The organism is Tistlia sp., assembly GCF_040905785.1.
Taxonomy (GTDB): domain Bacteria; phylum Pseudomonadota; class Alphaproteobacteria; order Kiloniellales; family DSM-21159; genus Tistlia.
In genome coordinates this window covers 15,147-28,619 of sequence record NZ_JBBDQW010000009.1, presented here as the reverse complement: position 1 = coordinate 28,619, position 13,473 = coordinate 15,147, and the positions used below count along the sequence as shown (strand labels likewise).

General features: G+C 71.3%; 16 protein-coding genes. 11 read left to right on the top strand and 5 right to left on the bottom strand.

Going from position 1 to position 13,473, the window contains the following annotated elements; all coding sequences use genetic code 11:
* Nucleotides 1–167: 167 nt before the first annotated feature.
* On the bottom strand, nucleotides 168–626 hold the full coding sequence (locus WD341_RS02780; RefSeq protein WP_368423891.1) for a MucR family transcriptional regulator: 459 nt from the start codon (nucleotides 624–626) through the stop codon (nucleotides 168–170).
* A 290-nt stretch (nucleotides 627–916) separates the two neighbouring features.
* Here WD341_RS02780 and rpiB point away from each other — a divergent pair, with 290 nt between their 5' ends.
* The 3 genes from rpiB to nrdR all read left to right on the top strand — a co-directional run bounded on the left by rpiB (nucleotide 917) and on the right by nrdR (nucleotide 3,295).
* On the top strand, nucleotides 917–1,360 hold the full coding sequence (gene rpiB, locus WD341_RS02775) for a ribose 5-phosphate isomerase B (protein WP_368423890.1): 444 nt from the start codon (nucleotides 917–919) through the stop codon (nucleotides 1,358–1,360).
* A gap of 79 nt (nucleotides 1,361–1,439) precedes the next feature.
* Nucleotides 1,440–2,747 carry a serine hydroxymethyltransferase gene (glyA, locus tag WD341_RS02770; protein WP_368423889.1) on the top strand — a complete coding sequence of 436 codons (1,308 nt, stop codon included), beginning with the start codon at nucleotides 1,440–1,442 and terminating at the stop codon, nucleotides 2,745–2,747.
* Nucleotides 2,748–2,812: 65 nt separating this feature from the next.
* Nucleotides 2,813–3,295, top strand: coding sequence for a transcriptional regulator NrdR (gene nrdR / locus WD341_RS02765; protein WP_368423888.1), 483 nt, complete (start codon nucleotides 2,813–2,815; stop codon nucleotides 3,293–3,295).
* Between the two features lie 51 nt (nucleotides 3,296–3,346).
* Here nrdR and WD341_RS02760 read toward each other — a convergent pair whose 3' ends face one another.
* Nucleotides 3,347–3,583: a hypothetical protein gene (locus WD341_RS02760; RefSeq protein WP_368423887.1), complete on the bottom strand. Its 237-nt coding sequence runs from the start codon at nucleotides 3,581–3,583 to the stop codon at nucleotides 3,347–3,349.
* A 257-nt stretch (nucleotides 3,584–3,840) separates the two neighbouring features.
* Between WD341_RS02760 and WD341_RS02755 the strand changes: the two genes are divergently transcribed.
* The 7 genes from WD341_RS02755 (at nucleotide 3,841) to WD341_RS02725 (ending at nucleotide 9,533) form a co-directional block, all read left to right on the top strand.
* Nucleotides 3,841–4,482, top strand: coding sequence for a riboflavin synthase (locus WD341_RS02755; protein ID WP_368423886.1), 642 nt, complete (start codon nucleotides 3,841–3,843; stop codon nucleotides 4,480–4,482).
* Between the two features lie 2 nt (nucleotides 4,483–4,484).
* The gene (gene ribB / locus WD341_RS02750; RefSeq protein WP_368423885.1) at nucleotides 4,485–5,672 is read left to right on the top strand and encodes a 3,4-dihydroxy-2-butanone-4-phosphate synthase; all 1,188 of its coding nucleotides are present in this window, start codon (nucleotides 4,485–4,487) and stop codon (nucleotides 5,670–5,672) included.
* A 28-nt stretch (nucleotides 5,673–5,700) separates the two neighbouring features.
* On the top strand, nucleotides 5,701–6,165 hold the full coding sequence (locus tag WD341_RS02745; protein WP_368423884.1) for a 6,7-dimethyl-8-ribityllumazine synthase: 465 nt from the start codon (nucleotides 5,701–5,703) through the stop codon (nucleotides 6,163–6,165).
* Between the two features lie 2 nt (nucleotides 6,166–6,167).
* The gene (gene nusB, locus WD341_RS02740) at nucleotides 6,168–6,665 is read left to right on the top strand and encodes a transcription antitermination factor NusB (RefSeq protein WP_368423883.1); all 498 of its coding nucleotides are present in this window, start codon (nucleotides 6,168–6,170) and stop codon (nucleotides 6,663–6,665) included.
* Nucleotides 6,666–6,686: 21 nt separating this feature from the next.
* Complete coding sequence (thiL, locus tag WD341_RS02735; RefSeq protein ID WP_368423882.1) at nucleotides 6,687–7,676, top strand: thiamine-phosphate kinase; 990 nt, start codon at nucleotides 6,687–6,689, stop codon at nucleotides 7,674–7,676.
* Between the two features lie 60 nt (nucleotides 7,677–7,736).
* The gene (fliL, locus tag WD341_RS02730) at nucleotides 7,737–8,198 is read left to right on the top strand and encodes a flagellar basal body-associated protein FliL (RefSeq protein WP_368423881.1); all 462 of its coding nucleotides are present in this window, start codon (nucleotides 7,737–7,739) and stop codon (nucleotides 8,196–8,198) included.
* Nucleotides 8,199–8,300: 102 nt separating this feature from the next.
* Nucleotides 8,301–9,533: an MFS transporter gene (locus WD341_RS02725; RefSeq protein ID WP_368423880.1), complete on the top strand. Its 1,233-nt coding sequence runs from the start codon at nucleotides 8,301–8,303 to the stop codon at nucleotides 9,531–9,533.
* 5 nt (nucleotides 9,534–9,538) lie between these two features.
* Here the strand turns inward: WD341_RS02725 and WD341_RS02720 are convergent, their stop codons facing one another.
* The 3 genes from WD341_RS02720 to WD341_RS02710 form a co-directional block, all read right to left on the bottom strand.
* Nucleotides 9,539–10,642, bottom strand: coding sequence for an FAD-dependent monooxygenase (locus tag WD341_RS02720; protein ID WP_368423879.1), 1,104 nt, complete (start codon nucleotides 10,640–10,642; stop codon nucleotides 9,539–9,541).
* Between the two features lie 75 nt (nucleotides 10,643–10,717).
* Nucleotides 10,718–12,001: a DNA polymerase IV gene (locus WD341_RS02715; RefSeq protein ID WP_368423878.1), complete on the bottom strand. Its 1,284-nt coding sequence runs from the start codon at nucleotides 11,999–12,001 to the stop codon at nucleotides 10,718–10,720.
* On the bottom strand, nucleotides 11,998–12,906 hold the full coding sequence (locus WD341_RS02710) for an ROK family protein (RefSeq protein WP_368423877.1): 909 nt from the start codon (nucleotides 12,904–12,906) through the stop codon (nucleotides 11,998–12,000). The genes WD341_RS02715 and WD341_RS02710 overlap by 4 nt, the downstream gene beginning before the upstream one ends.
* A 144-nt stretch (nucleotides 12,907–13,050) precedes the next feature.
* On the opposite strand from WD341_RS02710, the gene WD341_RS02705 reads away from it, so the two are divergent.
* Nucleotides 13,051–13,452, top strand: a complete 402-nt coding sequence (locus WD341_RS02705; protein WP_368423876.1) for a response regulator — start codon at nucleotides 13,051–13,053, stop codon at nucleotides 13,450–13,452.
* Nucleotides 13,453–13,473: the final 21 nt, after the last annotated feature.

Genomic DNA, 13,473 nt, shown 5'->3' with positions numbered 1-13,473 from the left:
GCCTGCTCGTCTGAAAAGGAGGCGGCCCGGCAAGCCTTTGCCGGGCCGTTTCCGCGTTTTCGCCCGCGCCGTCACGCCCCTCGACAGGCTCGGGACGAAGCGCAGGGGTGGGCGTCTTCTGTTTTCGCTTCGCCGCGCGCCTTGACGCTGGGCGCCGGAGCGGCGGCTCAGCCGGCCTTCTTGCGGCGGCCGCCCTTCTTGGCGGCGCCGGCGTTGGCCGTGCCGAGGCCGATCTTGCGGGCGAACTCGGAGCGCTGCTTGGCGTAGTTGGGCGCGACCATCGGGTAGTCGGCCGGCAAGCCCCACTTCGCCCGGTACTCCTCGGGCGTCATATTGTAGGCGGCGCGCAGGTGCCGCTTCAGGGTCTTCAGCTTGCGCCCGTCCTCGAGGCAGATCAGGTAGTCGGGGGTGATCGAGCGTCGCACCGGCACGGCGGGAGTCGGCTTCTCCTCCGGCGCCTCGACGGAAGAACCGTCCGCGCCCTTGAGGGCGGCGTGAACGGAAGCGATGATCGAGGGGATGTCCGTGCTGGCGACGGGATTGTTCTTCAGGTAAGCGACGACGACTTCCGTGGTCAGCCCCAGCAGACCCCCGTCGTTCTTCGCTTCGTCTGCTCTTTCGTCCATGGAATCCCTGCCCATTGTGTTCTGCGTTCGAGAAACGCAGAGGACGATAAGCGAAGCTTCGTCAAAATCAAACAAAAAAGCGACTTGTTTGACTTGGCAGAGATTTGATCCCTTGCCGCCGAGAGCTCGCAGGACTTGCAGAAGCCGGCCGCTTCACAAGAGTCCGATGGACTGGCAAGGAAAGGTTGTGACCGGCAACGGCTTCCAATCCTGGTGTTCGGCTTTTTCCGGGTGTCGACATATGGTAGCGTTCGCCTTCTCCGCAGCGTGACTGGTTCCGAACAGACCCCATGAACGAGAACATCGTGGCCGTGGCTTCCGACCATGCGGGATTCGCCATGAAATCCCTGCTGACGGACGAGCTCAGAAGGCTCGGCTTCCAGGTCCTGGACCTCGGCACCGGCTCGGAGGAGTCGGTCGACTATCCCGATTTCGGCAGGGCGCTGGCCGAGTCGATCGCCGACGGCCGGGCGCCCCGCGGCGTCGTCGTCTGCGGCACCGGCATCGGCATCTCGATCGCGGCCAACCGCAATCCCGCCGTCCGGGCCGCGCTGTGCCGCGATACCACCGCCGCCCGCCTGTCGCGCGAGCACAACGACGCCAACGTCCTGGCCCTCGGCGCCCGCCTGACCGGCGACGAGGTCGCGCTCGATTGCCTGCGCGTGTTCCTGGCGACGCCTTTCGCCGGCGGGCGCCACCAGCGGCGGGTCGACAAGCTGGGCGCGGGCGCGTAGGTCCGGGCTCTTCGATTCTTCGCCTACCGGCCCCGGTTCCGGCGCCCCCCGGGCAAGCAGCTAGAGAGGAACGCCTCGCATGACCGCAGATTCCGCCCCGACGCAGACGCGCGACTTCTTCACCGCGCCGCTCGCCGCCAGCGATCCCGCGCTCGCCGCTGCCATCGAGGGCGAGCTGCATCGGCAGCAGGAGCAGATCGAGCTGATCGCCTCGGAAAACATCGTCTCGCGCGCGGTGCTCGAGGCACAGGGCTCGGTGCTGACCAACAAGTACGCCGAAGGCTATCCCGGGCGGCGCTACTACGGCGGCTGCGAGCACGTCGACGTCGTCGAGCAGCTCGCCATCGACCGCGCCAAGCAGCTCTTCGACTGCGGGTTCGCCAACGTGCAGCCCCATTCCGGCGCCCAGGCCAACCAGATCGTCATGCTGGCCCTGCTGAAACCGGGCGACACCATCATGGGGCTGTCGCTCTCGGCCGGCGGCCACCTGACTCACGGCGCCGCGCCGAACCTCTCCGGCAAGTGGTTCAACGCGGTGCAGTACGGCGTGCGCCGGCAAGACGGGCGCATGGACTTCGACGAGATCGCGGCGCTGGCCCGGGAGCACAAGCCGAAGCTGCTGATCACCGGCGGCTCGGCCTATCCGCGCACCATCGACTTCGCCCGCTTCCGCGAGATCGCCGATTCGGTCGGCGCGCTCTTCATGGTCGACATGGCGCACTTCGCCGGTCTCGTGGCGGGCGGCGCGCACCCGAGCCCGCTGCCCCATGCCGACGTGGTCACGACGACGACCCACAAGACCCTGCGCGGGGCGCGCGGCGGCATGGTGCTGACCAACGACGAGGCGATCGCCAAGAAGATCAACTCGGCGGCCTTCCCCGGTCTGCAAGGCGGCCCGCTGATGCACGCCATCGCCGGCAAGGCGGCGGCCTTCGGCGAAGCGCTGAAGCCGGAGTTCCGGGACTACGCCAGGCGGATCGTCGAGAACGCCCAGGCGCTGGCCGAGACGCTGAAGGTCGGCGGCGTCGACATCGTCTCCGGCGGCACCGACACCCATGTCGTCCTGGTCGACCTGCGTCCCAAGAACCTGACCGGCGACGTCACCGAGAAGAGCCTCGACCGGGCCGGGATCACCTGCAACAAGAACGGCGTGCCCTTCGACCCCGAGAAGCCGACCGTGACGTCGGGCGTGCGGCTCGGCACGCCGGCCGGAACCACGCGCGGCTTCGGGGTCGCTGAGTTCGAGGAGATCGGCCGCCTGATCATCGAGGTGCTCGACGGCCTGTCGGCCGATGCCGCGGACAACGGCGCGGTCGAGCGGCGGGTGCGCGAGAAGGTGCAAGCGCTGTGCCGGCGCTTTCCGATCTATCCGGGGATCGGCGCCTAGGGGTAGGCCGCGAAGAGCCAGGGGACGGTCCCGCAAGGGGACGATCAAGAGGGGGACGACCAGAGATGCGCTGCCCGTTCTGCGGCTTCGCCGACACCCAGGTGAAGGATTCGCGCCCGACCGAGGACAACTCGGCGATCCGGCGGCGCCGCCAGTGCCCGCGCTGCGCCGCGCGCTTCACCACCTTCGAGCGCGTTCAGCTGCGCGAGCTGACCATCGTCAAGTCCGAGGGCAAGCGCGAGCCCTTCGACAGGGAGAAGCTGTTCCGCTCGATGTCGATCGCGCTCAGGAAGCGGCCGGTCGAGCGCGACCGGCTGGAGCAGATCGTCAACCAGATCACCCGCCGACTCGAAAGCTCGGGCGAAAGCGAGATCCGCAGCAAGGTGATCGGCGAGATGGTGATGGACACGCTGCGCGACATCGACAAGGTCGCCTTCGTGCGCTTCGCCTCGGTCTACAAGGATTTCCACGAAGTCGAGGACTTCGAGAAGATCATCGGCGACCTGGGCGGCGAGCTCGGCGAAGGTCTCGTCGGGGAGCGCGACTGAGCGTTGGCGGGCGTGAGGCTGGCCGGCGAAGGGCTGGCGGGCGGGCTTCGGTCAGGCGGCCAACAGGAAGCGCAGCAGTCCGGCCTCGGCCTCCCACTCCGCCAGCTTGACCGCGGCCAGGGCGAGCAGGCCGACGCCGGCCCAGCTGCCGAGGGAGAGCAGCGCCACCGTCGCGGCGGTCCGCCGGCCGCTCCAGGCCGGCTGCGCCGCCAGGTCGGACGTGCCGCCGCCGTAGGTCGCCGCCGCCAGGCGGTCCGAATAGTCGAGGTGACGAAGCGGCTGGGGCATTGGGGGCATCCTCTGTGCGGGGTCGGCTCTCAGGCTGCGGTTTTCTGGCCGCGCGACTACCTTGGACCAGCAAGAGTTACCGAACCCTTAACGACTCTCTTAACGACTCTCCTAACGACCCTCTCCGCGAAGGCCCCCGGCGCCGCTCTCTCGGCGCCGTTTGCCCGGGACCTTCCGGAAGGCGCAGGCATCGGCTCCAGCCGGCGACGACGCACGCCCTGCTGGACAGGAGGGGCCGAACGTCCTAGCTAACCGGCATGTTCACCGGGATCGTCACCGATCGGGGCCGGGTGCGCGCGCTGGACCAGCGCGGCGACCTGCGCATCGAGATCGACACCGCCTACGACACCGCGACGCTGGAGCTCGGCGCCTCGGTCGCCTGCAACGGCTGCTGCCTGACCGTCGTCGCCAAGGGCGAGGCCGGGGAGGGCCGCGGCTGGTTCGCCGTCGATGCCTCGGCGGAGACCCGCTCGAAGACCGCGATCGGCGACTGGCGGGTCGGCACGGCGGTCAACCTGGAGCGCTCTCTGCGCCTCGGCGACGAGCTCGGCGGCCACCTGGTCTCGGGCCACGTCGACGGCCTGGCGGAGGTCGTGGAGATCCGTCCGGAGGGCGACTCGATGCGTTACCGCTTCGCCGCGCCGGCGGCGCTCGGCCGCTTCCTGGCGCCCAAGGGCTCGGTCGCGCTCGACGGCGTCTCCCTGACCGTCAACGAGGTCGAGGCGCCCGGGGGCGAGGGGCCGGAGGCGCGCATGATCTTCGGCTGCAACGTCATCCCGCACACCGCCGAGGTCACGACCTTTGGCAGCTACGGCCCGGGCCAGCGGGTCAACCTGGAGATCGACCTGATCGCCCGCTACGTCGCCCGCCTGGTGCCGGCACCGCTGCGGGAGGCCTGAGCATGGCGGGTATCGCAGAGGGCCGGGCCGGGGCGCTGCCGGGCGGCGAGGGCGGGGCCGCGGAGGACGCGCCCTGGCGGGTCAGCTTCCGCGAGCTGGTCTCGCCGATCGAGGAGATCATCGAGGAGGCCCGCAACGGCCGCATGTTCGTCCTCGTCGACGACGAGGACCGCGAGAACGAGGGCGACCTGGTGATCCCGGCGCAGATGTGCACGCCGGCCGCGATCAACTTCATGGCGACCTACGGCCGCGGCCTGATCTGCCTCGCCCTGACGCGCCGGCGCATCGAGCAGCTCGGCCTGCCGATGATGGCGCGCAAGAACGAGAGCCGCCACGACACCGCCTTCACCGTCTCGATCGAGGCCAAGGAGGGCGTCACCACCGGCATCTCGGCGCCGGACCGGGCGCGCACCGTGGCCGTCGCCATCGACCCGGCGAGCGGCCCCGACGATCTGGCCATGCCGGGACACGTCTTCCCCTTGATGGCGCGCGACGGCGGCGTGCTGGTCCGCACCGGCCACACCGAGGCGGGGGTCGATCTGGCGCGCCTCGCCGGCCTCAATGCCTCGGCCGTGATCTGCGAGATCATGAACGACGACGGCACGATGGCCCGGCGCGACGACCTGATCGCCTTCGCCCAGCGCCACGGGCTCAAGCTGGCGACCATCGCCGACCTGATCGCCTACCGCCGCCGCCACGACAAGATCGTCGAGCGCGCCGAGCAGGGCGAGCTCGACAGCCGCCACGGCGGGCGCTTCTCGCTGCGCCTCTATCGCAACGTCGTGACCGGCGCCGAGCACGTCGCGCTGTGGAAGGGTGCGATCGACGATGGCAAGCCGGTGCCGGTGCGCGTCCACGCCCTCTCGGTGCTCGACGACGTGCTGGGCGACACCGCGCTGCACCGCGGCGGGGAGCTGCAGGAAGCGCTGCGTCTGGTCGGCGAGGAGGGACGGGGCGTCGTCGTGCTGATCCGCGAGGCCGGCGCCCAGTCGCTCGCCGAGGCGCTGCGCGCGCGGCGCGGCGAGGGCGGCCAGCCGGTCACGGCCCTGCGCGACTACGGCGAGGGCGCGCAGATCCTGATCGATCTCGGGGTGCGCGACCTGATCCTGCTGCACAACACCCGCCACACCATCGTCGGCGTCGACGGCTACGGCCTGCGGGTGGTCGGCCAGCGCCCGCTGCAGCCCTAGAGGCGGGAAACACAGGGACCTTTCGAGCATGACCGACGCCCCGCACGTGATGATCGTCGAGGCCCGCTTCTACGCGGACATCGCCGACGAGCTGATCAAGGGCGCCATGGCGACCCTCGAGGCCGCCGGCGCGACCTTCGAGCGCTTCGCCGTGCCGGGCGCCTTCGAGATCCCGGCGGCGATCACCTACGCGGTGCGCTCGATGGACTTCTACGCCGGCCGGCGGCGCTTCGACGGCTACGTCGCCCTGGGCTGCGTGATCCGCGGCGAGACCACCCACTACGACTACGTTTGCGGCGAGAGCGCGCGCAAGCTGGCCGACCTCTCGACCCAGTACGCCCTGGCGCTCGGCTACGGCATCCTGACCGTCGAGGACGAAGCGCAGGCCTGGGCGCGAGCCGGCGTCGAGCGCAAGAACAAGGGCGGCGGCGCCGCGCAGGCCTGCCTCGACATGATCGCGCTGAAGCGCCACTTCCACCTGTTCCCGCGCTGACCATGACGGAGCCGGCGAAGCGCAGGGGCAAGGGCCCGGGCTCGAAGGGCGACGGCAAGCGCCGCTCGGCGCGCCTCGCCGCGGTCCAGGCGCTCTACCAGATCCAGATCGCCGGCATCGCGCCCGACGCCGTGGTCCTGGAGTTCCTGCAGCACCGGGTCAGCGAGGACATCGACGGGCGCGTGCTCGGCGAGCTGGACCAGGCGCTCTTCGCCGAGCTGGTGCGCGAGAGCCACGCCCGGATCGGCGAGCTCGACGACATGCTCTCGGCGGTGGTCGACGAGGAGTGGAGCGTGGAGCGCCTCGACAAGCTGCTGCGCGTCCTGCTGCGCGCCGGCCTCTACGAGCTGGCTTACAAGTACGAGGTGCCAGCGCGCGCCATCATCTCGGAGTACGTCGCCATCGCCCACGACTTCTTCTTCGGCAAGGAGCCGGCCATGGTCAACGGCATGCTCGATCGCCTGGCCCGCTCGCTGCGCGAGGAGGAGTTCCAGGCCTAAGGGAGCCCGGCGGAGGGTCCAATGCGCGGCGAGTTCGAGACGATCGCCAGGCTCTACGCCCCGCTGGCCGCCGGCGCGCCCGGCGCCTTCGGGCTGCGCAACGACGCCGCCGTGGTCGAGCTGGCCCCGGGCGAGCGGAGCGTGGTCACGCTCGACGCCATGGTCGAGGGCGTGCACTGGCTGCCGGCCGACCCGCCCGAGGCCGTCGCGCGCAAGCTGCTGCGCGTCAACCTCTCGGACCTCGCGGCGATGGGCGCGGTTCCGCGCAGCTACCTGCTGGCGACCTGCCTGGGACCCTCGGTCGGGGATGCCTGGCTCGAGGGCTTCGTCGCCGGCCTCGCCGCCGACCAGGAGCGTTACGGCGTGACGCTGCTGGGCGGCGACACGACGCGCACGCCCGGCCCGACCTGCCTCAGCCTGACCGCGCTCGGCGCGATATCCGAAGGCCCCTGCCTGATGCGCAGCACCCTCAAGGCCGGCGACGGGCTCTACGTCTCGGGCACGATCGGCGACGGCGCCCTGGGCCTCGACGTGCTGCAGGACCGGATCGAGGGGCTGGCGGCAGCCGACCGTGACTTCCTGGCCGAGCGCTACCGCCTGCCGCAGCCGCGCACGACGCTTGGCCCGGCGCTCCTGGGCTTGGCCAGCGCCTGCCTGGACGTCTCCGACGGCCTCGTGGCCGACGCCAGCCATCTGACCGAGGAGTCGGGGGTCGACCTGGAGATCGAGGCGGCCGCCGTGCCGCTCTCTGCGGCCGTGCGCGCCGCGCTCGGGCACCGGCCCGACCTCCTGCCCCGGGTCCTGACCGGCGGCGACGACTACGAGCTGCTGTTCGGGGTGGCCGCTGGACGGGAGGGCGAGGTCGCGGCCCTGAGCGCGCGCCTCGCGCTGCCGCTGACCCGCATCGGCCGGGCCGTTCCGGCACGGGCCGCCGAGGGCGGTGCGGTGCGCGTGCTCGACGAAGCCGGCCGGCCGCTGGCGCTCGAGACCCGCGGCTGGACCCACTTCTGAAGCACCGGGCGCGCAGACGCCGTTAACCAGGCCCTAACGGCGGGGCCCTAGGGTTGGGCGATGCGCCGCGCCATCCTCCTCTTCCTCGTCATCCTGCTGCTCGGCGGTGGCGGCATCGCCTTCTGGAAGGTCGGGCTGCCCTACCTCCAGGAGCGCGAGGCCGAGTCGGCGGCCACGGCGCCGGCGCCGCAGCCGCTCTTCGTCACTCTCGATCCCTTCATGGTGCCGATGATCCGCGGCGGCGTCGTGACCCGGCACCTGACCCTCGCGATCAAGCTGGAGGTCCGGGACGACGCCGGGCTCCTGCTCGTCGAAGGCCGGATCCCGCATCTGCGCGACAGGCTGCTCCGCGAGCTCTACGGTCTCTACGCGCTGCGTTACGTCCAGGAGCACGCCCGGGAGCTCGACTACACCAAGGAGCGGCTGATGAAGGCCGGCAACGAGCTGCTCGGCGAGCCGGTCGTGATCGACGTCCTGGTCACCGGCATCGAGAACCGCGAGTTTCAGCGCCCGCGCGGCTGAGGGGCCGGCGATCCGGCCCGCTCCGGCCGCCTTCCGGCTCAAGGCAGACCTGCGGGCGCGGCGGCTGGAAGGCCGTGAGCGCTTTGCCTATGCTCGCGCGCCATGAGCGCTCTCGCACCCTCGTCCAGGCCGCCGTCTCCGGCCGCCGGGCCGCAAGACCCGACGGTTCGCAACGTCTGGCTGCTCGCGGTCTGCCAGGCGCTGTCGATGAGTGCGCAGTCGCTGCTGATGACGATCACGGCGATCGTCGGCGGCAGCCTGGCCACGGACCCGGCGCTGGCGACGCTGCCGCTGGCACTCCAGTTCCTGGCGATGATGCTGGGCACCGTGCCGGCCTCCCTGCTCATGAAGCATCGGGGCCGGCGCTTCGGCTTCCTGCTCGGCGCGCTCTTCGGCCTGCTCGGCGCCGGACTCGGGTTCGAGGCGGTGTGGCAAGCCGACTTCCTGCTGCTCTGCGGTGCGGGCTTCTGCTTCGGCCTGTTCGCGGCCGGCGCCATGTACTACCGCTTCGCCGCCGCCGACACCGCGAGCGAGACCTTCAAGCCGAAGGCGATCTCCCTGGTGCTGGCGGGCGGCGTCGTCGCCGGCGTGCTTGGGCCGGAGCTGGCCAAGCACACCCGCGACCTCTTCGAGCCGGTGATGTTCGCCGGCGCCTACGTCTCGATCGGCGTGCTGATGCTGCTGTCGATGGCGGTCCTGACCCTGGTCCGCATCCCGCTGCCGGAGCGCGAGAGCGGAGGCGGCGGCCGGCCGATGCGCGAGATCGCCGCCCAGCCGGTGTTCCTGGTGGCGGTGCTCTGCGGCATGGTCGGCTACGGCGCCATGAACCTGATCATGGTCTCGACGCCGCCGGCGATGATCGCCTGCGACCATCCCTTCGAGACCGCGGCCTTCGTCATCCAGCTCCACGTCATCGCCATGTACGGGCCCTCCTTCGTCACCGGCAGCCTGATCCAGCGGGTCGGCATCCACCGGATCCTCGGCCTCGGCGCCCTGCTGATCCTGGGCTGCGTCGCGATCAACCTGACCGGCGTCGAGGTCGAGCAGTTCGGCGGCTCGCTGATCCTGCTCGGGCTGGGCTGGAACTTCCTGTTCGTCGGCGGCTCGACGCTGCTGACCCGGACCTACCGCCCGGAGGAGAAGGCCAAGGTGCAGGCGGCCAACGACCTCTGCGTCTTCACCACGGTCGCGATCACCGCCTTTTCCAGCGGCGCGATCCACAAGGCGCTCGGCTGGGAGGCGCTGAACCTGGCGGTCGTGCTGCCGCTGCTGCTCGTGCTCCTGGCCGTGCTCCGCCTGCGCGGCCGCGAGCGTCGCCTGGCGGCGGCCGAGTAGCCCGCTCACTCCTCGGCGAGGCCGAGCAGGTTGCGGCTGAAGCGGCGCTGCGCCGCCGGCAGGGGGGCGAGGTGGCGCAGCACGAAGTTGCGCATCGCCTGGGCCAGCGGGCTCTTCAGCCGGGTCATGCCGAACAGGCGGTCGGTGAAGTCGAGGACCTTGCGGCCGATCGGCCGGCGTTCGGCGTCGTAGCCGTCGAGCGTGCCCGCGGCCAGCCGCCTGGCGAAGGAGACGGAGTCCCAGATGCCCAGGTTCATGCCGCGTCCGCCGGCCGGCGAGTGGACATGGGCGGCGTCGCCGGCCAGGCAGCAGCGCCCCTTGCGGTAGCTTTCGACCTGGCGCAGCGCGACTTGGAAGTCCGACTGCCAGTGCTCCGCGATCAGCCTGGCGCCCGCGGGCAGCCGCCCGACGACCCCGGGCGCCGTGGAGACCAGCCGCCAGCGGTCGCCCTTGATCCGGGCGAAGAAGTCGGCGTGGCCGTCGCGATGCATGTAGAGATTGATGTTCTCCGCCGCCGTCGGCCAGTCCAGGGTGACGTCGGCGAGGCTCCAGTGCTCCTCGTAGCGCTTGCCGGCGAAGTCCAGGCCCAGGGCCTCGCGCACGGTCGAGCGCGCGCCGTCGGCGCCGAGCAGCCAGGCCGCCCTGACCTCGGCTTCGCCGGAAGGCGTCTTCAGGCGCGCGGTCACGCCGGCCCCGTCGTCCTCGAAGGAGACCAGCTCGGTGGCGCGCTCCACCGAGACGCCCCGCTCGGCCAGCGTCTCCTCGAACAGCCGCTCGGTCTCGTCCTGCGGCAGCCCGAGCAGGTAGTCGCGGGGCAGGTCGCGCCCCTGGAAGCGCATCGTCACCAGCTTCTCGCCCTCGAAGAAGAGGGCGGCGCCGTGGATCTCGATGCCGGCGGCGACCATGCGCCCGGCGAGACCCGAAGGCTCGAGCAGCTCCAGGGTCTTGGCGTTGACCGCCAGCGCCTTGCTGAGGTCGGTGCGGCCCGCGTTCCGATCGACAATCCGCACCGAGCGGCCCAGCCGGTTCAGCTCCAGCGCCGCGGCCAGGCCGGCCGGCCCGGCGCCCACCACCAGCACCTCCAGGCTCTCGCCCGCCGCCGTCGCCATCTCGGAAGTCCCCCCACTTTGAACCACCCTCGCGATCATAGCATCGCCGGCAGACCGCGCGGAGGGGCGGCCTTGTCAGTGGGGCTTGCCGGGCCCCTTGAGCCCGCGGCCGAGGGCGATCGAGTCGCTGCCGAGGCGCTGGCGCACGCTCTCGATGGCGCGGGCGACCTCGGCCCGCCGGCCGCGGTCGGGTTCCAGCAGGTCCGGCTGGTCGGCCTCGGCGGCCGGCACCAGCTCGGAGGCGCCGATGCCGATCAGGCGGAAGGCCGTGCCGTCGCAGGCCGGCAGCAGCAGCGCCTCGCCCTCGCGGTAGAGCACCTCGGCGAGCTGGGTCGGGCTGGCCAGGCGATGGCTGCGCGTCAGGTTGCGGAACTGCCCGGTCTTGAGTTTCAGGGTCACGGTGCGGGCGCCGAGCTCGGCCTTGCGCAGCCGCCGGGCGACCTTCTCGCAGAGCGGCCAGAGCTCGGCGAGCAGCGCCTGGGGGTCGCCGAAGTTGCGCTCGAAGGTGGTCTCGGCGGAGATCGACTTGGTCGGCTGGTCGGGCTCGACGCGGCGGTCGTCGAGGCCCCGGCACATCCGGTAGAGGCGGCGGCCGATGGCGCCGTGGCGGGCGATCAGCTCGAACTCCTCGTAGGGCCAGAGGTCGCGCACCTTGCGGATGCCCTCGCGCTCCAGGGCGGCGTTGAGCGCCCTGCCGACGCCCCACAGCAGCGAGACCGGCCGGTCGGCCAGGAAGTCGCGGGCCTCGGCGGCGCCGATCACGGCGAAGCCGCGCGGCTTGTCGAGGTCCGAGGCGATCTTGGCCAGGAACTTGTTGTGGCTGAGGCCGATCGAGACGGTCAGCCCGAGGTCGCGCTCGATCTCCGCGGCCAGGCGCGCCAGGACGACCGCCGGCGGAGCCTGGTGCAGCCGCTCGGTGCCGGTCAGGTCGAGGAAGGCCTCGTCGATCGACAGCGGCTCGACCAGCGGGGTCAGCGCCCGCATGCGCGCCCGGATCTCCTCGCCGGCGGCCCGGTACTTGGCCATGTCGGGCTTGATGACGACAGCGTCCGGGCAGGCGGCCAGGGCCTTGAACATCGGCATGGCCGAGCGGACGCCGTAGAGGCGGGCGACGTAGCAGGCCGCGGCGACGACGCCGCGCTGGCCGCCGCCGACGATCACCGGCCGGTCGCGCAGGCCGGGATCGTCGCGCTTCTCGACCGAGGCGTAGAAGGCGTCGCAGTCGAGGTGCGCGATCGAGAGGCCGGTCAGCTCCGGGTGAGCGACCAGGCGCCGGCTGCGGCAGGAGGGGCAGCGGCCTTCCGGGCTCCCGCGCGGCGGCGCGGTCAGAGCGCAGCAGTCCCGGCAGAGCTGGGTCACCGCCCGGCGGCCTCCGCCAGCTCCTCGGTGCGCCACAGCCAGGCGGCGCCGCGCACGCCCGAGTCGGCACCGTGGCGCGGGGCCACGATCGGCGTGTCGGGTCGGTCGGAGAAGACCCAGCCGGCGAGCCGCGGCGGCACCTCGCGATAGAGCAGGGAGAGCTCCGAGAGGCCGCCCCCGAGGACGATCACATGGGGATCGAGAATGTTCACCACGTGAGCCAGCGCGCGGCCCAGGCGCTCGACGTAGCGCTCCAGGGCCGCGGTCGCGCGCGGCTCGCCGGCCGCGGCAGCCGAGGCCGCCTCCCGGCCGGTCGCCGCGCCGGCCTCGCGCGCCAGCGCCGGGCCCGACAGGAAGGTCTCGATGCAGCCGGCCCGGCCGCAGTAGCAGGAGGGCCCCGGCCGCTCGTCGTCGCGCGGCCAGGGCAGGGGGTTATGACCCCACTCGCCGGCGATGCCGTCGCGCCCCGGCAGCGGCCGGCCGCCGACGACCAGGCCGCCGCCGACGCCGGTGCCGAGGATCACGCCGAACACCGTGGCGGCGCCCGCCGCCGCGCCGTCGCTGGCTTCCGAGAGGGCGAAGCAGTTGGCGTCGTTCTCGACGCGAACGGGTCGGCCGAGGCGCGCCGCGAGGTCGCGGTCGAGCGGCTCGCCGATCAGCCAGGTCGAGTTGGCGTTCTTGACCCGCCCGGTCAGGCTCGACAGGCTGCCGGGAATGGCGAGGCCGACCGAGCCGCGGCGCCCGGTCTCCGATTCGAGCCGCTCGACCAGGCCGGCGATCGCTGCCAGGGTCGCGGCGTAGTCGTTGCGCGGCGTCTCGATCCGCGCCCGCGCCAGGGGGCGCCCGTCCAGGTCCAGCGCCAGGGCCGAGATCTTGGTGCCGCCGAGGTCGATGCCGATCCTCATTCGAATTGCTCCTGCCGGAGAGCGGCCGTGGCCCTGCCTAACGAAACCTTAACCAACAGACCGTTAGAAATGGGCTGACAGACGCACCGATAGTTTCTGCTAACCTGCGGGAGGCGCACTGTGCTTCAGGGGAGCCAGCGAGACATGAGCGATCACAAGGCCGGAGTCATCGCCGGCCGTGAGCCGAAGACGGTGTTGGTGGTCGAGGACAACGACCTCAACATGAAGCTGTTTCACGATCTGTTGGAAGCCCATGGCTACAATATCCTGCAGACCAAGGACGGCATGGAAGCCCTGAAGATCGCGCGGCAGCATCGCCCCGACCTGATCCTCATGGACATCCAGCTGCCGGAGGTCTCGGGCCTGGAGGTGACCAAGTGGATCAAGGAGGACGACAACCTCAAGCAGATCCCCGTGATCGCGGTCACCGCCTTCGCCATGAAGGGCGACGAGGAGAAGATTCGCGAGGGCGGCTGCGAGGCCTACATTGCCAAGCCGATCTCGGTCACCAAGTTCCTGGAAACGGTCGAGCGCTTCTTGAGCTAGACGCTCTGGGTCGGAAGTAGA